This window comes from Stenotrophomonas sp. Steno-Z10-HUANG (assembly GCF_056393075.1).
The window spans coordinates 94,391-113,879 of sequence record NZ_JBWJPA010000012.1 but is presented as its reverse complement, the minus strand read 5'-3'; the positions used below and the strand labels follow the sequence as shown (position 1 = coordinate 113,879).

Genomic DNA, 19,489 nt, shown 5'->3' with positions numbered 1-19,489 from the left:
GGGACCTAGAAAATGGCTAAGCCCGCTGCTGCTAAGACCAAGAAGAAGATCAAGCGCGTCATCACCGACGGCGTCGCCCACGTCCACGCTTCTTTCAACAACACCATCGTGACCATCACCGACCGCCAGGGCAATGCACTGTCCTGGGCGACCTCCGGTGGTGCCGGCTTCCGCGGTTCGCGCAAGTCGACTCCGTTCGCTGCGCAGGTCGCCGCCGAGAAGGCCGGCAAGGCCGCGCTGGACTACGGCGTGAAGTCGCTGGAAGTCCGCATCAAGGGTCCGGGTCCGGGCCGTGAGTCGGCCGTGCGTTCGCTGAACAACGTCGGCTACAAGATCACCAACATCATCGACGTGACGCCGATCCCGCACAACGGGTGCCGTCCGCCGAAGAAGCGTCGCGTCTAAAGGAGCGATAAGAAATGGCTCGTTATATCGGTCCTACCTGTAAGCTCGCCCGTCGCGAAGGCGCCGACCTGTCGCTGAAGAGCCCGGCCCGTGCGCTGGACTCCAAGTGCAAGCTGGAGCAGAAGCCCGGCCAGCACGGCGCCACCGCCCGCAAGGGCAAGCTGTCCGACTACGCCACCCAGCTGCGCGAGAAGCAGAAGGTCAAGCGCATCTACGGCCTGCTGGAGCGCCAGTTCCGCAACTACTACAAGAAGGCCTCGACCAAGAAGGGCAACACCGGCGAGAACCTGCTGCAGCTGCTGGAAACCCGCCTGGACAACGTCGTCTACCGCATGGGCTTCGCCGTGACCCGTCCCGCTGCGCGCCAGCTGGTCTCGCACCGCGGCGTCACCGTGAACGGCAAGTCGGTCAACCTGGCCTCGTACCAGGTCAAGGCCGGCGACGCGATCGCCCTGTCGGAAAAGGCTGCCAAGCAGCTGCGCGTCCAGGAAGCCCTGACCATCGCCGAACAGCATGACCTGAGCCCGTCGTGGGTCGAAGTCGATTCGAAGAAGTTCAGCGGCGTGTTCAAGGCCGTTCCGGATCGCGCCGACCTGCCGGCGGACATCAACGAAGCGCTGATCGTCGAGCTGTACTCGAAGTAATTCACATTGGAGAACCCCCGGCGACGGCCGGGGGTTCACTAGGAGAACCCGCAACATGACGGTTACCGCCAACCAGGTTCTGCGTCCCCGCGGTCCGCAGATCGAACGCCTTACCGACACCCGCGCCAAGGTCGTTATCGAGCCCTTGGAGCGGGGTTACGGGCATACGCTGGGCAATGCCCTGCGTCGCGTGCTGCTGTCGTCCATCCCGGGCTTCGCCATCACGGAAGTCGAGATCGACGGCGTGCTGCATGAGTACACCACGGTCGAAGGGCTGCAGGAGGACGTGCTCGAAGTCCTGCTCAACCTGAAGGACGTGGCCATCCGCATGCATTCCGGCGACAGCGCCACCATTTCCCTGTCCAAGCAGGGTCCGGGTGTGGTGACTGCCGCTGACATCAAGGTCGACCACAACGTCGAAGTCCTCAACGGCGAGCAGGTCATCTGCAACCTGACCAAGGACACGGCGATCAACATGCGCCTGAAGGTCGAGCGTGGCTTCGGCTACCAGCCGGCGGCCTCGCGTCGTCGTCCGGACGAAGAAACCCGCGCCATCGGCCGCCTGGTCCTGGACGCCTCGTTCTCGCCGGTCCGCCGCGTCGCCTACGCCGTGGAAGCGGCCCGCGTCGAACAGCGCACCGACCTGGACAAGCTGGTCATCGATATCGAAACCAACGGCACGATCGACGCCGAGGAAGCCGTCCGCACCGCGGCCGACATCCTCAGCGACCAGCTGTCGGTGTTCGGTGACTTCACCCACCGCGACCGCGGTGCGGCCAAGCCGGCCAACAACGGCGTGGATCCGGTGCTGCTGCGCCCGATCGACGACCTGGAACTGACCGTGCGTTCGGCCAACTGCCTGAAGGCCGAAAGCATCTACTACATCGGCGATCTGATCCAGAAGACCGAAGTGGAGCTGCTCAAGACCCCGAACCTCGGCAAGAAGTCGCTGACCGAGATCAAGGAAGTGCTGGCCCAGCGTGGCCTGTCGCTCGGCATGAAGCTGGAGAACTGGCCGCCGGCCGGCGTCTCCGCCCACGGCATGCTGGGCTGAGCAAACCCTGTTTCCCCGCATGGGCGACCATGCGGGGAACGGCATGAAGCAGTACCCGCGCCGATGGCTTGAAAGCCACGGTGCCGGTCGTCCAGGGAACGGGGCGGCCAGGACCACCCGCAGTCCACAGCAGCAACGCCAGGAAGGCGACAACGATGTCCAACGAACCACCATTGACCAAGGAATAGACCAATGCGCCACCAGAAGTCGGGCCGCAAGTTCAACCGCACCAGCGCCCACCGCGAAGCGATGTTCAAGAACATGGCCGCCTCGCTGTTCAAGCACGAGCTGATCAAGACCACCCTGCCGAAGGCCAAGGAACTGCGCCGCGTCGCCGAGCCGCTGATCACCCTGGCCAAGGTCGACTCCGTGGCCAACCGCCGCCTGGCCTTCGCCCGCCTGCGCGACAAGGAAGCCGTCGGCAACCTGTTCACCGTGCTGGGCCCGCGCTATGCCACCCGTCCGGGCGGCTACCTGCGCCTGCTGAAGTGCGGCTTCCGCGCCGGCGACAACGCGCCGATGGCCTACGTCGAGCTGGTGGACCGCCCGGCCGTCGTTGCCGAGGAAGTGGCCGAGTAATCGCGCCTTTCCGCAACGCGCTGCAACGAAAAGCCCGGCACTGCCCGGGCTTTTCGCTTTTCCGGGGCCGGGGCCGCAGGGCGCATTCGGCCGCGCATGCGCGCTGCCCGCGTCGTGCGCGCGACCGGGGCCTCGGGGCGAACTGCCGGCGATGGCACGGCGCGACAGCTGCAGGGTGCGCATGCCGGGTCACCAGCGCGGTGATGCTGCCGTGCGGCGGCCGGCCTGTTACGCTTGCAGGATCAGTGATCCCGGAATGACATGATGAATCCTTTGCGGTGGAGCTTCCGCGCGCAGTGCCTGCTGGGCTTCCTGGCCTGCGCGGGCCTTCTGGCGTTCGCCATCTGGATGCAGCTGGAAATGGGCCTTGAGCCTTGTCCGCTGTGCATTTTCCAGCGCATCGCCTTTGCCGCGCTGGGATTGGTGTTGCTGTTGGGTGCACTGCACGGGCCGTCCACGCGCGGTGGCCGCAGCTTCTACGGCGTGCTGGCGTTCATCGCCGCGGCCGTGGGTGCCGGCATCGCCGGGCGCCACGTCTACGTGCAGCTGCTGCCGAAGGACCTGGGCAGCAGCTGCGGCCCGCCGTTGAGTTTCCTCAGCGAGACCATGGGGCCGTTCGAGGTGTTCCGTACCGTGCTTACCGGCACCGGCGACTGCGGCAACATCGACTGGACGTTCCTCGGCCTGAGCATGCCGATGTGGAGCCTGGTGTGGTTCGCGCTGCTCGGGGCGTGGGCGCTGTATGCCGGCCTGCGCGCGCGCCGGACGCGCCTGTTCTGAGTCCGCCTGTTTTCCGCTGTATTCCCCCCGCATCGCCACGGTAACCGCATGAACCTGTCCCCGTCCTTGTCCCCGGCCGCCACCGCATCGCACTGGGCGCCGGACAGCTGGCGTGGGCGCCCGGCGCTGCAGATGCCGACCTACCCCGATCCGCAGGCGCTGGAGGCCGCGCTCACGCAGCTGCGGCAGCTGCCGCCACTGGTGACCTCGTGGGAGATCCTGGCGCTGAAGCAGCAGCTGGCCGAGGCGCAGGAGGGCGAGCGCTTCCTGCTGCAGGGGGGCGATTGCGCGGAGAATTTCGCCGACTGCGAGTCCGCCACGATCTCCAACCGGCTCAAGGTGCTGCTGCAGATGAGCCTGGTGCTGGTGCACGGGCTGCGCAAGCCGGTGATACGGGTGGGGCGTTTCGCCGGCCAGTATGCCAAGCCGCGCTCGGCCGACACCGAGACCCGGGGCGGGGTGACTCTGCCCAGCTACCGTGGCGATGTGATCAACGCGCCGGAGTTCACCGAGGCCGCGCGCGTCCCGGATCCGCAGCGGATGATCATGGCGCATTCGCGCTCGGCGCTGACCATGAACTTCGTGCGCGCCCTGATCGACGGCGGGTTCGCCGACCTGCACCACCCCGAGTACTGGAACATGGACTGGGTGGGGTGCTCGCCGCTGGCGGCCGAGTACCAGAAGATGGTGGGCTCCATCGGCGATGCGGTGCGGTTCATGGAAACGCTGTCCGGTGCCCGGGTGCACAACCTCAACCGGGTCGATTTCTATACCTCGCACGAAGCGCTGCTGCTGCCCTACGAGCAGGCGCTGACCCGGCAGGTGCCGCGCCAGCATGGCTGGTTCAACCTGAGTACCCACTACCCGTGGATCGGCATGCGCACCGCGGCGCTGGAGGGCGCGCACGTGGAGTACCTGCGCGGCGTGCGCAACCCGATCGCGATCAAGGTGGGCCCCTCGGTACAGCCGGATCAACTGCTGCGCCTGATCGACGTGCTCAACCCCGACGACGAGCCCGGCCGCCTGAGCTTCATCCATCGCATGGGCGCGGCACAGATCGCCGACAGGCTGCCGCCGCTGCTGGATGCGGTGAAGCGCGATGGCCGCCGCGTGCTGTGGGTCTGCGATGCGATGCACGGCAACACCGAGAGCACCAGCAACGGCTACAAGACCCGCCGTTTCGACAACGTCCTGGCCGAGGTGGAGGCGTCGTTCGACCTGCATGCGGCGGCCGGCACCCGGCTGGGCGGCGTGCACCTGGAGCTCACCGGCGAGGACGTGACCGAGTGCACCGGCGGCGCGCGCGAGCTGACCGACCGCGACCTGGAGCGCGCCTACCGCTCCACGGTCGACCCGCGGCTGAACTACGAGCAGTCGCTGGAGATCGCCATGGCGATCGTGCGCAAGCGGCAGCAGGGCGCGGACGCATCCTAGCGCGGGCGTGGTTTCCCCGCGGCGCCGGCGGCAGCCTGCCGGCCGCACTGCGGGCACGCAGCGGCCGGCGCGGCGGCATGCGCCCATCCGCGGCATGACATCGCGATCATGGCCCCTGGTGCATCCTGTGCGGCACATCCTTTCGTATCCCTGGAGGGCACGCAACGATGGCCGACTGGACCGTCATCCGCGCCTACGCATTGCCGCTGGGAGCGGCGATTGTCGCCGGCTTCGTGGTATGGACGCTGATGCTGTGGCTGTTCCGCCGCACCCGCGGGCGTGATTACCGGCGCGCGCGCATCGTGCGCGTGGTAAGCCTGCCGCTGGCGTTCTTCCTGCCACTGCTGTTCCTGTGGATGGCGCTGGGCGCCACGCCGCTGGAGGGGCAGTCGCTGCAGGTCATGCAGCGCCTGCTGCACGTGGGCGTGGTGGCGTGCCTGACCTGGCTGCTGGTGCGCGCGGTGGCGGCCGGCGAGCGCGCGATCCTGCGCAACCACCCGATCGAGGTGGCGGACAACCTCGCCGCGCGCCGCGTCCAGACCCAGACCCGGGTGCTGAGCCGGGTGTTGATGGGCGTGATCGTGCTGTTCGGCGTGGCGACGGTGCTGCTGACGTTCCCGCAGGCGCGGCAGGTCGGCAAGACCCTGCTGGCCTCGGCGGGCATCGTCGGGCTGGTGGCCGGCATCGCCGCCAAGCCGGTGTTCGGCAACCTGATCGCCGGCCTGCAGATCGCGCTGACGCAGCCGATCCGGCTCGATGACGTGGTGATCGTCGAGGGCGAGTGGGGCCGCATCGAGGAAATCGGCAGCTCCTACGTGGTGGTGCGGATCTGGGACGAGCGGCGCATGGTGGTGCCGCTGTCATGGTTCATCGAGAACCCGTTTCAGAACTGGACCCGGCGCAGCGCCGACCTGCTGGGAACCGCGTTCCTGTGGCTGGACTACCGTACCCCGGTGGCGGCGGTACGCGCCGAGCTCGAGCGCATCTGCAGGCAGTCGCCGTTGTGGGACGGCCGCGTCTGCGTGACCCAGGTGACGGAGACCAGCGAGCAGGCGATCCAGGTGCGGCTGCTGGTGAGCGCGCGCAACTCCGGCGATGCCTTCGACCTGCGCTGCATCGTGCGCGAGCGCATGGTTGACTTCCTGATGCGCGAGCATCCCGGGGCGCTGCCACGGCTGCGCGCAGAGATCGGGCGCCAGCCCGGGGCGCCACCGCGGGCCCGGCAGGGCGACCCGGGGGACATCCGTTCGCCCGGTGCCGAGGACGGCGCACCGGCGTGAGTGCCGGCCCCGCCACAGTCACCGTCAACGGGCGTGCGCGGTGTCCGCGAACGCCGGCGCGCGGCGCGCCCGCGTCAGCTGTTCGTAGGCGTGCCCCAACTCCAGCAGGCGCGGCTCGCTCCAGGCGGTTCCCATGAACAGCAACCCCAGCGGCAACCCGCCGGCGTGGCCCATGGGCACGCTCAGGCTGGGGTAACCGGCCACGGCGGCGGCGCCGTAGCTGCCACCAGGGTAGGCATCGCCCTGGCCGGGGGTGGTGCGCCAGGCGGCGCCGGTGGTGGGCGCGACCAGTGCATCGAGCCGGTGCGCGCGCAGGGTGGCGTCGATGCCCTCCGGGCCGGCGAGCCGGCGGGCGCTGCCGCGCGCGGCGATGTAGGCGGGGTCGTTGAGCGGGCCGGACTGTTCGGCCTGCAGCAGCAGCTCCTGGCCGAACAGGTGCAGTTCCTGCGAGGCGTGGGCCTGGTTGAAGGCGATCAGGGCGGCGAGCGAATCGACCGGCGTCCGCCACTGCTGGAAATACCGGTTCAGCCCGTTCTTGAATTCGTACAGCAGCACCGTCTGCTCATGCTGTTCCCAGGCGCCTTCATCCGGCAACGTGGTTTCGACGACGGTGGCTCCGGCCGCGCGCATCGCCGCCACGGCCTGGTCCAGCACCGGCTTTATCTCCGCGCGCTCAGCAAGCGCGTTGCGCAGCACGCCGATGCGCGCGCCGCGCAATGCATCCGGGCGCAGGCGCGCGCCATAGTCATACACGGCCCGCCCGGGCATCGCCGCGGTCGCGGGATCGGACTCGTCGCGCCCGGCGATCGCGCCCAGCAGCAGCGCGGCATCGGCGACGCTGCGGGTCATCGGTCCGGCGGTGTCCTGGCTGAAGGAGATCGGGATGATGCCGTCGCGGCTGACCAGGCCGACCGTGGGCTTGAGTCCGACGATGCCGTTCACCGCGGCCGGGCAGACGATGCTGCCGTCGGTTTCGGTGCCGATGGCGGCCACGGCCAGGTTGGCGGCGACGGCCACGGCGCTGCCGGAGCTGGAGCCGCACGGGTTGTGGTCCAGTGCGTACGGGTTGCGGGTCTGCCCGCCCACCGCGCTCCAGCCCGACGTCGAGCCACTGGAGCGGAAATTGGCCCACTCGCTCAGGTTGGTCTTGCCCAGGATCACCGCGCCGGCGTCGCGCAGGCGCTGCACCAGGAACGCATCGCGCCGCGGGCGGAACGTCTTCAGCGCCAGCGAACCGGCGGTGTTGTGCATGGGCGTGGCGGCGATGTTGTCCTTGAGCAGGATCGGCATGCCGTGCAGGGGGCCGCGGATGCGCCCGGCGCGGCGTTCGGCATCGCGCTGCGCCGCTTCGCGCCGCGCGGCCGGGTTGATCTCGATCACCGAGCGCAGCGCCGGGCCGGCGCGGTCCAGCAGCGCGATGCGGCGCAGGTAGGCATCGGTGAGGGTGACGCTGTCGAGCTCGCCGGCGGTCATCCGCGCCTGCAGTTCGGCGATGCCCGCCTCCTGGTAGGGGAACGGCGGTTCGCCGGCCGGCGTGTCGCTGGCGGCGCCGTCGCAGGCGCTGCACAGCACCGCCGCCAGGAGGGGCAGGAGCAGTCGGGAGCAGGTCGGGAGGGCGCGCATGCCGCGCAGGCTATCGGGCCGGCCTGGGCTTGGCAAACGGGCGGATGGGGCGCCCGTGCGGAGGCGACCGGCGGCGGGCTTGGGGCCCCGTGCCGGCGCCATGTCCGGGGGGCTTCAGCGGGCCGCTGGCGGACGCCGCTTGCCGATATCCCGGGCAAGCACCCAGACCACCACCAGGTTGACGCCCAGCAGCAGCCACGAGGCCCAGCCGGGGTGGCGGATGATGGCGTAGACATCCAGCGGCAGGTACAGCGCGGCGGAGATGCAGCCCAGCCACGATGCCCAGGCGCGCGCGCGCCACAGGCCCCAGGCTTCCAGCGACCGCAGCAGGCCGTAGGCGACCAGGGCGAGGGCGCCGACATGCACGGTGTCGGGCGTGATCATGTCCAGCAGCGTCGAGGACGAACCGTGTTCGGGATCGCCGCCGACGTGCCGGATCAGGGTGTTGACGAAGGTGCGCAGGGGGGCGGGCCCGGAGAACTCCAGGCCCGCGGCGGCCAGAAAGGCCAGTACGGCCTTGACCGCTTCCAGCAGGGCGATGGCGGCAAGTCCCGGATGCGCGTGCGGATCCGGGTTGTAGGGCTTGCGCGCGGACAAGTCGATCAGCCGGCGCGGGAGGCGCGCTTGCGATCGCTTTCGGTCAGGAACTTCTTGCGCAGGCGGATTTCCTTCGGGGTGACTTCCACCAGCTCGTCGTCCTCGATGAAGTCCAGCGCCTGCTCCAGCGAGAACTTCAGCGCCGGGGTCAGCTTGATCGCGTCGTCCTTGCCCGAAGCGCGCATGTTGGTCAGCGGCTTGGTCTTGATCGCGTTGACCGTCAGGTCGTTGTCCTTGGAGTGGATGCCGATCAGCTGGCCTTCGTAGACCTGGTCGCCTTCGGCGGCGAACAGGCGGCCGCGCTCTTCCAGCGGGCCCAGCGCATAGGCCGGGGTCGGGCCGGGGGCGTTGGCGATCATCACGCCGTTGAGGCGCTTGGCGATGGCGCCCTGTTCCTTCGGGCCGTAGTGGTCGAACACGTGGAACAGCAGGCCCGAACCCTGGGTCAGGGTCTTGAACTCGTTCTGGAAGCCGATCAGGCCGCGCGCCGGGATCTTGAAGTCCAGGCGCACGCGGCCCTTGCCGTCCGGCTCCATGTTCTCCAGCAGCGCCTTGCGGGTGCCCAGCTTCTCCATCACGCCGCCCTGGTGCTGCTCTTCGATGTCGATCACCAGCTGTTCGATCGGCTCCATCAGCTGCCCGTCGATTTCCTTGATGATGACTTCCGGGCGCGACACGGCCAGCTCATAGCCTTCGCGGCGCATGGTTTCGATCAGCACCGACAGGTGCAGCTCGCCACGGCCGGAGACCAGGAACTTGTCGGCGTCCTCCAGCTGCTCGACCTTCAGCGCGACGTTGTGCACGGTCTCGCGCTCCAGCCGCTCCTTGAGCTGGCGGCTGGTCAGGAACTTGCCGCCGGACAGGTCCTTGTTGCCGGCGAACGGCGAGTTGTTGACCTGGAAGGTCATCGAGATGGTGGGTTCGTCCACGGTCAGCGGCGGCAGCGCCTCGGGGGCTTCCAGCGCGCACACGGTGTCGGAGATGGTCAGCTCCTGAATGCCGGAGATGGCGACGATGTCGCCGGCCTGGGCCTCCTCGACCTCGATCCGCTCCAGGCCCATGAAGCCCAGCACCTGCAGCACCTTGCCCTGGCGCTTGTTGCCCTCGCGGTCGATGACGATGACCGGCTGGTTCTTGCGGACCTTGCCGCGCTGGATGCGGCCGATGCCGATCACGCCGACGAAGTTGTTGTAGTCCAGCTGGCTGATGCGCATCTGGAACGGGCCCTCGGCCTCGACTTCCGGCGCCGGCACGTACTTCATGATCGCTTCGTACAGCGGGGTCATGTCGCCGTCGCGCACGGTGTCTTCCATGCCGGCGTAGCCGTTCAGGCCCGACGCGTAGACGATCGGGAAATCCAGCTGCTCATTGGTGGCGCCCAGCTTGTCGAACAGGTCGAACACCTGGTCGATCACCCAGTCCGGGCGCGCGCCCGGGCGGTCCACCTTGTTGACCACGACGATCGGCTTGAAGCCCATCGCGAAGGCCTTCTGGGTGACGAAGCGGGTCTGCGGCATCGGGCCGTCCATCGCGTCGACCAGCAGCAGCACCGAGTCCACCATCGACAGCACGCGCTCCACCTCGCCACCGAAGTCGGCGTGCCCGGGGGTGTCGACGATGTTGATGCGGTTGCCGCGCCAGTTGATGGCGGTGTTCTTGGCCAGGATGGTGATGCCGCGTTCCTTTTCCTGGTCGTTGCTGTCCATCACGCGCTCTGCCAGCACCGTGCGCTCGGACAGGGTGCCAGACTGCTTCAGCAACTGGTCGACAAGGGTGGTCTTGCCATGGTCGACGTGGGCGACGATGGCGATGTTGCGAAGGTTTTCGATGGACATGCGAAAGACGGCCAGCCGGTGCCGTGAATGGGGAAAAGAAGTCCAACATTATACGGGCATGCGGCCGATTCGCGAAAAGGGGCCGTGAAGGCCGCCGGGACGGGCGTTCAGCCGGCGGCGGGCGCGGTGAGGGCGGGGGACGTCGCCCGCCGGGGGCGGGTGTATCCTATGCGGTCTGCGATAGACGTCTTCTCCCACAAGGATTCCCATGTCCCTGACCGCCCATTTCGACACCTCCCGCGGCCTGATCAAGGTCGAGCTGTTCGCCGACAAGGCGCCGCTGACCGTGGCCAATTTCGTCAACCTGGCCCAGCGCGGGTTCTACGACGGCCTCAACTTCCACCGCGTGATCGCCGATTTCATGATCCAGGGCGGCTGCCCGGAAGGCTCCGGCCGCGGTGGCCCGGGCTACCGTTTCGAGGACGAGACCAACAACGGCGTGCGCCACGAGCGCGGCGTGCTGTCCATGGCCAATGCCGGCCCCAACACCAACGGCAGCCAGTTCTTCATCACCCACATCAAGACCGACTGGCTGGACGGCAAGCACACCGTGTTCGGCAAGGTGGTCGAGGGCCTGGACGTGGTCGACGCGGTCAAGCAGGGCGACCTGATCAACAAGATCACCATCGAGGGCGATGCCGACGCCGTGCTGGCCGCCCAGGCCGGGCGCGTGGCCGAGTGGAACAAGATCCTCGCCGCCTGATCCCCGCCCACGGCCACCGGCAACGGTGGCCGTTCGCGTGATGTGCACCGATTGCAGCCCCGCTTTCGCGGCCGCGGAGGCCGGGGCCGTCCCCAGATACCTTTCTTAGCAGAGGAAACCCCCATGAAAGCACCCGTACGTGTCGCCGTGACCGGCGCTGCCGGCAATATCGGCTACGCCCTGCTGTTCCGCATCGCCTCCGGCGAAATGCTGGGCAAGGAACAGCCGGTCATCCTGCAGCTGCTGGAGATCGACAATGAGAAGGCCCAGGCCGCGCTGAAGGGCGTGGTCATGGAACTGGAAGACTGCGCGTTCCCGCTGCTGGCCGGCGTGGTCACCACCGCCGATCCGCTGGTGGCGTTCAAGGACGTCGACGTGGCCCTGCTGGTCGGCGCCCGTCCGCGCGGCCCGGGCATGGAGCGCAAGGACCTGCTGCTGGAAAACGCCAAGATCTTCACCGTGCAGGGCAAGGCGCTGAACGCCGTGGCCAAGCGCGACGTGAAGGTGCTGGTGGTCGGCAACCCGGCCAACACCAACGCCTACATCGCGATGAAGTCGGCGCCGGACCTGGACCCGAAGAACTTCACCGCCATGCTGCGCCTGGACCACAACCGCGCCCTGAGCCAGCTGTCGGCCAAGACCGGCAAGGCCGTGGACAGCTTCGAGAAGTTCACCGTGTGGGGCAACCACAGCCCGACCATGTACCCGGACTACCGCTTCGCCACCACCGGCGGCGCCTCGGTGGCCGAGCTGATCAACGACCAGGAATGGAACGCCAACACCTTCATTCCGACCGTCGGCAAGCGCGGCGCGGCCATCATCGCCGCCCGTGGCCTGTCCTCCGCCGCCTCGGCCGCCAATGCCGCCATCGACCACGTGCATGACTGGGTGCTGGGCAGCAACGGCAAGTGGGTGACGATGGGCGTGCCGTCCGACGGCTCCTACGGCATTCCCGAAGGCGTGGTGTTCGGCTTCCCGGTGATCACCGAGAACGGCAAGTACACCATCGTCAAGGACCTGCCGATCGACGACTTCTCCAAGAAGTACATCGACATCACCCTGGCCGAGCTCGAGGAAGAGCGCGCCGGCGTGGCCGACCTGCTCTGACCGCAGCAGCCGGGCCACCGGGTCGACGGGGGGAAGCTTCGGCTTCCCCCTTTTTGTTGGAGGGCTGCGGCGCGGGGTCCCGCGCGACGGCCGGCGGCCTGCCCATGGCCGCGTGCAGAGGCGGAAACGGTGATCGAACTGCATTACATCGACGACGCACTGCTGGTGGTGGAAAAGCCCGCCGGCCTGCTTTCGGTGCCCGGGCGCCTGCCGGAGAACCAGGATTGCCTGGTGGCGCGCCTGCAGGCGTCGTTTCCCGACGTGCTGACCGTGCACCGGCTGGACCAGGTGACCTCGGGGCTGATGCTGTACGCGCGCGGCAGGCAGGTGCAGGCGGCCCTGTCGATGCAGTTCGAGCAGCGGCGCGTGCACAAGCGTTACGAGGCCTTGGTGGAGGGGCGGGTCGCGGGCGAGGCGGGCGAGATCGCCCTGCCGCTGATCTGCGACTGGCCGAACCGGCCCAGGCAGATGGTGGACCTGGAACGTGGCAAGCCGGCGCTGACCCGCTGGCGGGTGCTGGCGCGCGATGCGGGACAGGCGTGGACCCGGGTGGCACTGGAGCCGGTCACCGGGCGCAGCCACCAGCTGCGGCTGCACATGGCCAGTGCCGGCCATCCGATCATCGGCGACTGCCTGTATGGCGCCGCGCCCGCGGCGCGGGTGCAGTTGCATGCGTGCAGGCTGGGCTTCGTGCACCCGGTGAGCGGGGCGGAGATGGCGTTCGCGTCGCCCAGTCCGTTCTGAGGCCGGTCGCGGCGCGGCGTGCGGTCGGCCATGGGCGGGGCCGGGGCCGGCCCTGCAACGTTGGTCGTACGACCATCGTCGCAGGGAGAGCGCGTGGTGGTCCGGACTATGCTCGGCGCAGGCCAGCAGGTTCCGGAGGCGACATGCAGTACGAGCAGACCTACCGCCGTTCCATCGACGCGCCGGAGGCGTTCTGGGCCGAGGAGGCCAGGGCGATCCATTGGCATAAGCCGCCGCGGCAGATCCTGGACTACTCCAATCCGCCGTTCCGGCGCTGGTTCGTCGGCGGCGAAACCAACCTCTGCTACAACGCGGTGGACCGGCACCTGGCCGAGCGCGGCGACCAGCTGGCGCTGGTCGCCATCTCCACCGAGACCCAAGTCACCCGCGAGATCACCTACCGCGAGCTGCACCGCGAGGTGAATGCCTTCGCCGCCGTACTCAAGGCGCTGGATGTCGCCCGCGGCGACCGCGTGGTGATCTACATGCCGAACATGGCCGAGGCGGTGTTCGCGATGCTGGCCTGTGCGCGCATCGGCGCGGTGCATTCGGTGGTGTTCGGTGGCTTCGCCGCGCACAACCTGGCGCTGCGCATCGACGATGCCCGGCCCAAGCTGCTGATCGCCGCCGACGCGGGCATGCGCGGCGGCAAGGTGATCCCCTACAAGCCCATGGTCGACGCGGCGTGTGCCGAGGCCACGTCGCCACCGCCGAAAGTGCTGATCGTCTCGCGCGGCCTGGACGCGGCCACGCCCAGGATCGCGGGGCGCGACGAGGATTACGCCGCGCTGCGCGCGCAGGTGGGCGATGCGCAGGTGCCGGTGGAATGGCTGGAATCCAACGCGCCCAGCTACCTGCTGTACACCTCGGGCACCACCGGCAAGCCGAAGGGCGTGCAGCGTGATGTCGGCGGCTACGCGGTGGCGATGGCGCAGTCGATGCGCACGGTGTTCGACTGCGCCCCCGGCCAGGTGATGTTCTCCACCTCCGACGTCGGCTGGGCGGTGGGGCATTCGTACAACGTGTACGGGCCGCTGATCGGCGGCTGCACGTCGCTGCTGTACGAAGGCCTGCCGACCCATCCGGATCCGGGCATCTGGTGGGCGCTGTGCGAGCAGTACGGGGTGCGCACGATGTTCTCCTCGCCCACCGCGATCCGGGTGCTGAAGAAGCACGACGTGGATTTCATCCATCGCCACGACCTGTCCGAACTGAAGTACCTGTTCCTGGCCGGCGAGCCGCTGGACGAGCCCACCGCGCAGTGGATCGGCGACGCGCTGCGCAAGCCGGTGATCGACAACTACTGGCAGACCGAGACCGGCTGGCCGGCGTTGACCCTGCTGCCGGGGCTGGAGATGAAGCCGGTGAAGTTCGGCTCGCCCGGCTTCCCCAACCTGGGGTACCGGATGAAGGTCATCGACGAGCGCACCGGGGCCGAAGTCGCACCCGGGCAGAAAGGCGTGCTGGTGATCCAGCCGCCGCTGCCGCCGGGTTGCATGAGCACCGTGTGGAACGACGATGCGCGCTTCATCAAGAGCTACTTCAGCCATTTCGACGAGTTGCTCTACAGCTCGCTGGACTGGGCCATCCGCGACGCCGACGGCTACACCTTCATCCTCGGCCGCACCGACGACGTGATCAACGTGGCCGGTCACCGGCTGGGCACGCGCGAGATCGAGGAGGCGATCAGCAGCCACCCGCGGGTGGCCGAGGCGGCGGTGGTCGGCATGCACGACGAGCTGAAGGGGCAGGTGCCGCTGGTGTTCGTGACCCTCAAGCAGGCCGCGGCCGCCGACGAGCTGGCGGCGCTGTCGGCGGAGATGATGCAGCAGGTCACCGGCTCGCTGGGGGCGGTGGCGCGCCCGGCGCACGTGCATATCGTCAACGCGCTTCCCAAGACCCGTTCGGGTAAGCTGCTGCGGCGTTCGCTGCAGGCCCTGGCGGAGCGGCGCGACCCGGGGGACCTGTCGACGCTGGACGACCCGGGCGCACTGGAGGAAATCCGCCGCGTGCTGGGGACATAGCGCAGGCCGCTGGCGCGGCGATCGCAGGGGGCGGTGCGGGTGCAGGCAAGCAGGATGGGGCGGGGGCCCCGGTTGCCGTTCGCGCGCATCGTGGTTGCGATGCACAAATGGGGGAGGGGGAATGGCGTTGATCCATGCCAAGACGGCAGCTGGCCGTCGCGAGATCGAAGACCGTGGCCTGCGCCTGGCGCCGGCGCTGCGCTCGGTGCTGCTGCTGGTGGACGGGCAGCGCGACAGCCGCGAACTGCTGCAGATGGCGCAGGGGTTGCGGGCGCCGGAGGACGCGCTGGAGCAGTTGCTGGCGCTTGGGTTGATCGAAGTGGTCGGTGGCAACGTGGAGCGCGCGCCGCCGGTGCCGGTCACCACGCAGTTGGGCGACGATCCGCTGCGCTACCAGCAACTGCGCGACTGGATGGCCGAATCGGTACGCCGGCACCTGGGCCTGAAGGGCTACCTGATCCAGCTCAAGATCGAGCGCAGCCGCAGTGCGGTGGGGCTGGAACAGCTGTGGCCGGAAGTGGCGGCGGCGCTGGGCAAGGCCAAGAGCCCGGCATTCGCCAGCCGCTGGCTGGAGGAGACCCGGGCCCTGGTGCTGGCGTGATGGCAGCACCAGGGCGCCGCGCTGTGCCGTGATCGCGGGCAGCGCGGCGGCCACCTGCCGGCCGGCACTATCATGCGCGGGGGTTGGGCACAGGAGCGCCAGGCATGGACAAACACGACGGCGGCGGGGCGGGAACCGCGGGCTGGGACGCCATCAATGCGGCATTGCGCGCGGTGCACGCGGGACAGGCGCCCCGGCACTTCGGCACGGCGGCCTCATACACACTGGGCAGCGACGACCCGCTGGACGGCATCAGCGTGTACTGGAGCCCGCTGCCGCGCCCGCACTGGCATTACGTCACCTACGGCTTTTCCGAGCTGTACGACAAACACAGCGACGACCCGGAGGCGAGCGGCTTCGGCTTCGAGCTGACCTTCCGTCTCGCCGCCGAAGCCGGCGAGGACGGCAGCGGCGCGCCACCGACGTGGCCGCTGGACCTGCTGCAGAACGTCGCCCGCTACGTGTTCGCCAGCGGCAACGTGTTCGAGGCCGGGCATCATCTCGATGCCAACGGCCCGATCACGCTGGACAGCGGTACCCGCCTGCGCCACCTGGCGTTCGTCGCCGATCCGCAGTTGCCGGCGATCGCCACGCCCAACGGGCGCCTGGACTTCCTGCAGATGGTCGGCCTGACCGACGACGAAATGGCCGCGGTCAGGCGCTGGTCGACCTCCGGGGTAATGGACGTGCTGGCGCCGGCGATGCCGTCGTGGATCACCGAGCTGGCGCGCGATTCGCTGCTGGCCGATGCGGCGCTGGCGGACCGGGTGGCGGCGGGCAGCCGCCGCGACGGGTCCAGCACCGGCATGCTGTTCGTGGAGACGCTGGACTGGTCCGACGCGGACGTGGGCACCACCCTGGTGCTGGGCGCGGGGCAGGTGGACAGCGTGCTGGAACTGCTGCCGCTGCGTCTGCACCACGACCGGCCGCTGGTGGTGCTGGGCAGGGAGCGGCAGTGGCGGTTCGAGCCGGGCGTGGCCGACGACCTGCAGCTGGACGAGGACAGCGCGCGCTGCGTGCTGTGCGACGCGAGCATCGCGGCGCTGCTGGCCGCGGTCCGTGCCGAGCGTGGCGTGTACCCGCTCCCGGGCGGGCGGCTGCAGGTGGAAGTGGTGCCGACGCAGTTGCGGGACGCCCGCGGCAAGGTGATTGGCGAGATCGGCTGACCGTCGCGGCTGCCGCGCTGGGGTTCAATCAGGGCCGCCGCGTGGCTCCGTCCGGCGGCCAGCCACCGCCAGCGAGAATACGAACACCGCGCCGGCCTCGCTGTCGGCCAGCACGATGCGGCGGTGGTGCAGCTGCAGGATGCGGTGCACCACCAGCAGCCCGAGCCCACCGCTGTCCGGGCGCCGGCTGGCCAGCGCGGACGGCGCGCTGAACAGCTGCGCGCGCTGTTCCGGAGCGATGCCCGGGCCGGTGTCGGCGACACGCACCTGTACTTCCTCGCCCGTCGCGCGCAGGGTCACCGTCACCCGGCCGCCCTCGGGCGTGTGGCGGATGGCGTTGTCGATCAGGTTGGTCAGCACCCGCTCGACCAGCGCCAGGTCGGCATGCACCGCCGGCAGGCCGGCGGGGATATCCGCGGCCAGCGATTGCCGGCGTGACTGCGCGGCCAGCTCGAACTTCTGGAACACGTCCTGTACCAGGTCCGGCAACGAGAACGCCTGCGGTTCCAGCACCACCCCCCCGTGTTCCAGTCGCGCCAGTTCGAACAGGGCCTGCGCCAGGCGGCCGACCTTGTGGCTCTGCGCCAGGGCGATGGACAGGTAGCGCTGGCGCTCGGCGGGGTCGAGCGTGGCGTCCTTCAGCGCCAGCGTTTCCAGGTAGCCGTGCAGCGACGACAGCGGCGTGCGCAGGTCGTGGGAAATGTTGGCCACCAGTTCGCGACGCTGCAGGTCCTGCTGGCGCAACTGCTGCCATTGCTCGCCGAGGCGCTGCGCCATGTGCGCGAAGCTGTGCCGCAGGATCGCCAGTTCGTCGCGCTCGCCGGGCCGGGGCGGCGCCGCTGGCGCCGGCAGCGCGGGAGGGGCGGCATCGACATCGAATGCCTGGATGTCGCGGGCCAGCCGGCGCAGCGGACGGGTAATCCAGCGGAAGGCGACCACGCCGGCGAGCAGGCCGACGGCGGCCACGATCGCCAGCGCCCACAGCGTGGTGCGCAGGCTGGCGCTGGCCGCGACGTCCGCGGCTAGCGCTTCGCGTTGCTCGCCGACCAGGACCACGTAGATGTAACCCACCTGCTTCCCCTGCACGCGCAGGGGCGCGACGTTGAACACCTTGCGCCCGGTACTGCTGCGCGGGTCGTCGCCGAGGATGGGCAAGGGCGCGCCGCCCAGCAGCGCATGGACCGGCGCCAGGTCGACCCGGTCGCGCCTGAGGTGGCCATCCGGCGCGTCGTGGCCGAGGATCCGGCCCTGGTCATCGAGCAGGTAGACCTCGACGCTGGGGTTGACCGCCATCAGCTTGCCGAACAGGGCGCGGACCTCGCCATCGCGCATGCCGCGTGCGTCCATCAGTTCGCCGCTGCGCGCGATGTGTTCGGCCAGCCCGCGCGAAAGGCGCTGCACGGTTTCCTGCTCGTGCAGGCGCGTGCTGCGCATCTGGATCCACGCCAGCGCGCCGCAGCACACCAGCAGCAGCGCGCAGAACACCAGCGACAGCCGTTGCCACAGCGCGAGCCGCTTCATGCGTCGTTGCCGCCGGCCGCCAGCTTGTAGCCGCGGCCCCATACGGTGAGGATGCGGCGCGGCGTGGCCGGGTCGCGTTCGATCTTGTTGCGCAGGCGGTTGATGTGCGTGTTGACGGTGTGTTCGTAGCCCTCGTGGCGGTGGCCCCAGACCTGGTTGAGCAGCTCCATGCGCGAGTAGACCTGGTCGGGATGGCGGGCGAAGAAATGCAGCAGGTCGAACTCGCGCGGGGTCAGGTCCAGGGCATTGCCATCGACCCCGGCGGTGCGCGCGACCGGATCGATGCGGATGCCGGCGACCTCGATCGCGCCGGCATCGATGCGCGCGTTCTGCGCCATCGCCTCGACCCGGCGCAGCAGCGCCTTGATCCGCGCGACCAGTTCCAGCATCGAGAACGGCTTGGCCAGGTAGTCGTCCGCGCCCAGTTCCAGGCCGAGGATGCGGTGCACCTCGCTGGCGCGCGCACTGGTGATGATGATCGGCGTGTAGCGGGTCATCGCGCGCGCGCGCCGGCAGATCTCCAGCCCGTCGACGCCCGGCAGCATCAGGTCGAGCACCAGCGCGCTCCAGTCGTTGTCCTCCAGCAGGCGCAGGCCGTCGTCGCCGCTGGCCGCATGGGTCACGTCGTAGCCTTCGTCGCGCAGGTGCATGCGCAGCAGGTTGGCGATGTGGGCGTCGTCCTCGACGATCAGCACGCGTTTGGCACGGTTCATCGGCACATCCGGCCGCTGGGGAATGGGTGCCATTGTCGGGGGAAGCGGGCGCCGATGTGTCACGGAAAATTTAACTCCGCGTGAGGATTCGTTGACCGCCACGCGCGCAGCATGGCGCCATCGTTCCTGCTTGGAGACCGGCCATGTCCCTTTCCCGTCGCACCCTGCTGGGCATGGGCGGCATGCTGGCGGCGGCCGGCCTCTGCGGGGTTGGCGCCTGCGGCCGGGCCGCGCCGGCGCCGGCGCCGCGCCGCGGCACGTTCGAGGTCATGCATGACGACGCGCAATGGCGCCGGCTGCTGACGCCGGCGCAGTACACGGTGCTGCGCGGCCAGGGAACCGAGCGCGCGTTCAGCAGCCCGTTGAACGGCGAGCACCGGCGCGGCACGTTCCATTGCGCCGGTTGCGCGCTGGCCCTGTTTTCCTCCGCCGCCAAGTTCGACAGCGGTACCGGCTGGCCGAGCTTCTGGGCGCCGCTGCACGGCGCGGTGGGCGAGGACCGCGACACCACCTTCGGCATGCTGCGGGTGGAAGTGCACTGCCGTCGCTGCGGCGGCCACCTCGGCCACGTGTTCGATGACGGCCCGCGCCCGACCGGGCTGCGCTACTGCATCAACGGCGTGGCGCTGGATTTCGTCGCGGCCTGAGCGCCGTCCCTCCCGATTCCAAGAAAAGGACG

The 19,489-nt window shown here is 69.2% G+C and carries 19 protein-coding genes; 14 read left to right on the top strand and 5 right to left on the bottom strand.

Annotated features, from left to right (window positions below):
- The first annotated feature begins 12 nt into the window (after nt 1–12).
- From rpsK to AC06E6_RS15040, 7 genes are all read left to right on the top strand, one after another.
- Nucleotides 13–405 carry a 30S ribosomal protein S11 gene (gene rpsK / locus AC06E6_RS15070; RefSeq protein ID WP_054663352.1) on the top strand — a complete coding sequence of 131 codons (393 nt, stop codon included), beginning with the start codon at nt 13–15 and terminating at the stop codon, nt 403–405.
- A gap of 14 nt (nt 406–419) precedes the next feature.
- Complete coding sequence (gene rpsD / locus AC06E6_RS15065) at nt 420–1,049, top strand: 30S ribosomal protein S4 (protein ID WP_054663355.1); 630 nt, start codon at nt 420–422, stop codon at nt 1,047–1,049.
- Between the two features lie 55 nt (nt 1,050–1,104).
- Complete coding sequence (locus AC06E6_RS15060; RefSeq protein WP_104938143.1) at nt 1,105–2,103, top strand: DNA-directed RNA polymerase subunit alpha; 999 nt, start codon at nt 1,105–1,107, stop codon at nt 2,101–2,103.
- A 192-nt stretch (nt 2,104–2,295) separates the two neighbouring features.
- Entirely contained in the window at nt 2,296–2,682 is a 387-nt protein-coding gene (gene rplQ, locus AC06E6_RS15055; protein WP_161613299.1) for a 50S ribosomal protein L17, read from the top strand.
- 264 nt (nt 2,683–2,946) lie between these two features.
- On the top strand, nt 2,947–3,462 hold the full coding sequence (locus AC06E6_RS15050) for a disulfide bond formation protein B (RefSeq protein WP_240211777.1): 516 nt from the start codon (nt 2,947–2,949) through the stop codon (nt 3,460–3,462).
- Nucleotides 3,463–3,510: 48 nt separating this feature from the next.
- On the top strand, nt 3,511–4,896 hold the full coding sequence (locus AC06E6_RS15045) for a class II 3-deoxy-7-phosphoheptulonate synthase (protein WP_240211776.1): 1,386 nt from the start codon (nt 3,511–3,513) through the stop codon (nt 4,894–4,896).
- A 167-nt stretch (nt 4,897–5,063) separates the two neighbouring features.
- Nucleotides 5,064–6,176: a mechanosensitive ion channel family protein gene (locus AC06E6_RS15040; protein ID WP_240211775.1), complete on the top strand. Its 1,113-nt coding sequence runs from the start codon at nt 5,064–5,066 to the stop codon at nt 6,174–6,176.
- 24 nt (nt 6,177–6,200) lie between these two features.
- Here AC06E6_RS15040 and AC06E6_RS15035 read toward each other — a convergent pair whose 3' ends face one another.
- The 3 genes from AC06E6_RS15035 to typA form a co-directional block, all read right to left on the bottom strand.
- The gene (locus AC06E6_RS15035; protein ID WP_240211774.1) at nt 6,201–7,799 is read right to left on the bottom strand and encodes an amidase; all 1,599 of its coding nucleotides are present in this window, start codon (nt 7,797–7,799) and stop codon (nt 6,201–6,203) included.
- Nucleotides 7,800–7,913: 114 nt separating this feature from the next.
- Entirely contained in the window at nt 7,914–8,396 is a 483-nt protein-coding gene (locus AC06E6_RS15030) for a DUF2127 domain-containing protein (RefSeq protein ID WP_104938148.1), read from the bottom strand.
- Nucleotides 8,397–8,401: 5 nt separating this feature from the next.
- On the bottom strand, nt 8,402–10,231 hold the full coding sequence (gene typA, locus AC06E6_RS15025) for a translational GTPase TypA (RefSeq protein WP_104938149.1): 1,830 nt from the start codon (nt 10,229–10,231) through the stop codon (nt 8,402–8,404).
- Between the two features lie 208 nt (nt 10,232–10,439).
- On the opposite strand from typA, the gene AC06E6_RS15020 reads away from it, so the two are divergent.
- The 6 genes from AC06E6_RS15020 (at nt 10,440) to AC06E6_RS14995 (ending at nt 16,576) form a co-directional block, all read left to right on the top strand.
- Nucleotides 10,440–10,934 carry a peptidylprolyl isomerase gene (locus AC06E6_RS15020; RefSeq protein WP_056931941.1) on the top strand — a complete coding sequence of 165 codons (495 nt, stop codon included), beginning with the start codon at nt 10,440–10,442 and terminating at the stop codon, nt 10,932–10,934.
- A 123-nt stretch (nt 10,935–11,057) separates the two neighbouring features.
- Nucleotides 11,058–12,041: a malate dehydrogenase gene (locus tag AC06E6_RS15015; protein ID WP_240211773.1), complete on the top strand. Its 984-nt coding sequence runs from the start codon at nt 11,058–11,060 to the stop codon at nt 12,039–12,041.
- 129 nt (nt 12,042–12,170) lie between these two features.
- A complete protein-coding gene (locus AC06E6_RS15010) occupies nt 12,171–12,785 on the top strand; it encodes an RluA family pseudouridine synthase (RefSeq protein WP_240211772.1) in 615 nt (204 codons plus the stop codon).
- A 143-nt stretch (nt 12,786–12,928) separates the two neighbouring features.
- On the top strand, nt 12,929–14,809 hold the full coding sequence (prpE, locus tag AC06E6_RS15005; RefSeq protein WP_161613306.1) for a propionate--CoA ligase: 1,881 nt from the start codon (nt 12,929–12,931) through the stop codon (nt 14,807–14,809).
- A 121-nt stretch (nt 14,810–14,930) separates the two neighbouring features.
- Nucleotides 14,931–15,410, top strand: a complete 480-nt coding sequence (locus tag AC06E6_RS15000) for a hypothetical protein (RefSeq protein WP_240211771.1) — start codon at nt 14,931–14,933, stop codon at nt 15,408–15,410.
- Nucleotides 15,411–15,514: 104 nt separating this feature from the next.
- A complete protein-coding gene (locus tag AC06E6_RS14995; protein ID WP_478061862.1) occupies nt 15,515–16,576 on the top strand; it encodes a suppressor of fused domain protein in 1,062 nt (353 codons plus the stop codon).
- Between the two features lie 24 nt (nt 16,577–16,600).
- Here the strand turns inward: AC06E6_RS14995 and AC06E6_RS14990 are convergent, their stop codons facing one another.
- Together AC06E6_RS14990 and AC06E6_RS14985 are read right to left on the bottom strand one after the other, a co-directional pair.
- Nucleotides 16,601–18,097, bottom strand: a complete 1,497-nt coding sequence (locus tag AC06E6_RS14990; RefSeq protein ID WP_478061861.1) for a sensor histidine kinase — start codon at nt 18,095–18,097, stop codon at nt 16,601–16,603.
- Nucleotides 18,094–18,810, bottom strand: a complete 717-nt coding sequence (locus AC06E6_RS14985) for a response regulator transcription factor (protein ID WP_104938154.1) — start codon at nt 18,808–18,810, stop codon at nt 18,094–18,096. Before AC06E6_RS14985 ends, AC06E6_RS14990 begins: the two co-directional genes overlap by 4 nt.
- A 143-nt stretch (nt 18,811–18,953) precedes the next feature.
- Between AC06E6_RS14985 and msrB the strand changes: the two genes are divergently transcribed.
- Nucleotides 18,954–19,457: a peptide-methionine (R)-S-oxide reductase MsrB gene (gene msrB, locus AC06E6_RS14980; RefSeq protein ID WP_161615222.1), complete on the top strand. Its 504-nt coding sequence runs from the start codon at nt 18,954–18,956 to the stop codon at nt 19,455–19,457.
- Nucleotides 19,458–19,489: the final 32 nt, after the last annotated feature.

Coding starts and splice junctions, on each gene's coding strand:
- rpsK (WP_054663352.1), top strand. CDS start 13: ATGGCTAAGCCCGCTGCTGCTAAGACCAAGAAGAAGATCAAGCGCGTC.
- rpsD (WP_054663355.1), top strand. CDS start 420: ATGGCTCGTTATATCGGTCCTACCTGTAAGCTCGCCCGTCGCGAAGGC.
- AC06E6_RS15060 (WP_104938143.1), top strand. CDS start 1,105: ATGACGGTTACCGCCAACCAGGTTCTGCGTCCCCGCGGTCCGCAGATC.
- rplQ (WP_161613299.1), top strand. CDS start 2,296: ATGCGCCACCAGAAGTCGGGCCGCAAGTTCAACCGCACCAGCGCCCAC.
- AC06E6_RS15050 (WP_240211777.1), top strand. CDS start 2,947: ATGAATCCTTTGCGGTGGAGCTTCCGCGCGCAGTGCCTGCTGGGCTTC.
- AC06E6_RS15045 (WP_240211776.1), top strand. CDS start 3,511: ATGAACCTGTCCCCGTCCTTGTCCCCGGCCGCCACCGCATCGCACTGG.
- AC06E6_RS15040 (WP_240211775.1), top strand. CDS start 5,064: ATGGCCGACTGGACCGTCATCCGCGCCTACGCATTGCCGCTGGGAGCG.
- AC06E6_RS15035 (WP_240211774.1), bottom strand. CDS start 7,799: ATGCGCGCCCTCCCGACCTGCTCCCGACTGCTCCTGCCCCTCCTGGCG.
- typA (WP_104938149.1), bottom strand. CDS start 10,231: ATGTCCATCGAAAACCTTCGCAACATCGCCATCGTCGCCCACGTCGAC.
- AC06E6_RS15020 (WP_056931941.1), top strand. CDS start 10,440: ATGTCCCTGACCGCCCATTTCGACACCTCCCGCGGCCTGATCAAGGTC.
- AC06E6_RS15015 (WP_240211773.1), top strand. CDS start 11,058: ATGAAAGCACCCGTACGTGTCGCCGTGACCGGCGCTGCCGGCAATATC.
- prpE (WP_161613306.1), top strand. CDS start 12,929: ATGCAGTACGAGCAGACCTACCGCCGTTCCATCGACGCGCCGGAGGCG.
- AC06E6_RS15000 (WP_240211771.1), top strand. CDS start 14,931: ATGGCGTTGATCCATGCCAAGACGGCAGCTGGCCGTCGCGAGATCGAA.
- AC06E6_RS14995 (WP_478061862.1), top strand. CDS start 15,515: ATGGACAAACACGACGGCGGCGGGGCGGGAACCGCGGGCTGGGACGCC.
- AC06E6_RS14990 (WP_478061861.1), bottom strand. CDS start 18,097: ATGAAGCGGCTCGCGCTGTGGCAACGGCTGTCGCTGGTGTTCTGCGCG.
- AC06E6_RS14985 (WP_104938154.1), bottom strand. CDS start 18,810: ATGAACCGTGCCAAACGCGTGCTGATCGTCGAGGACGACGCCCACATC.
- msrB (WP_161615222.1), top strand. CDS start 18,954: ATGTCCCTTTCCCGTCGCACCCTGCTGGGCATGGGCGGCATGCTGGCG.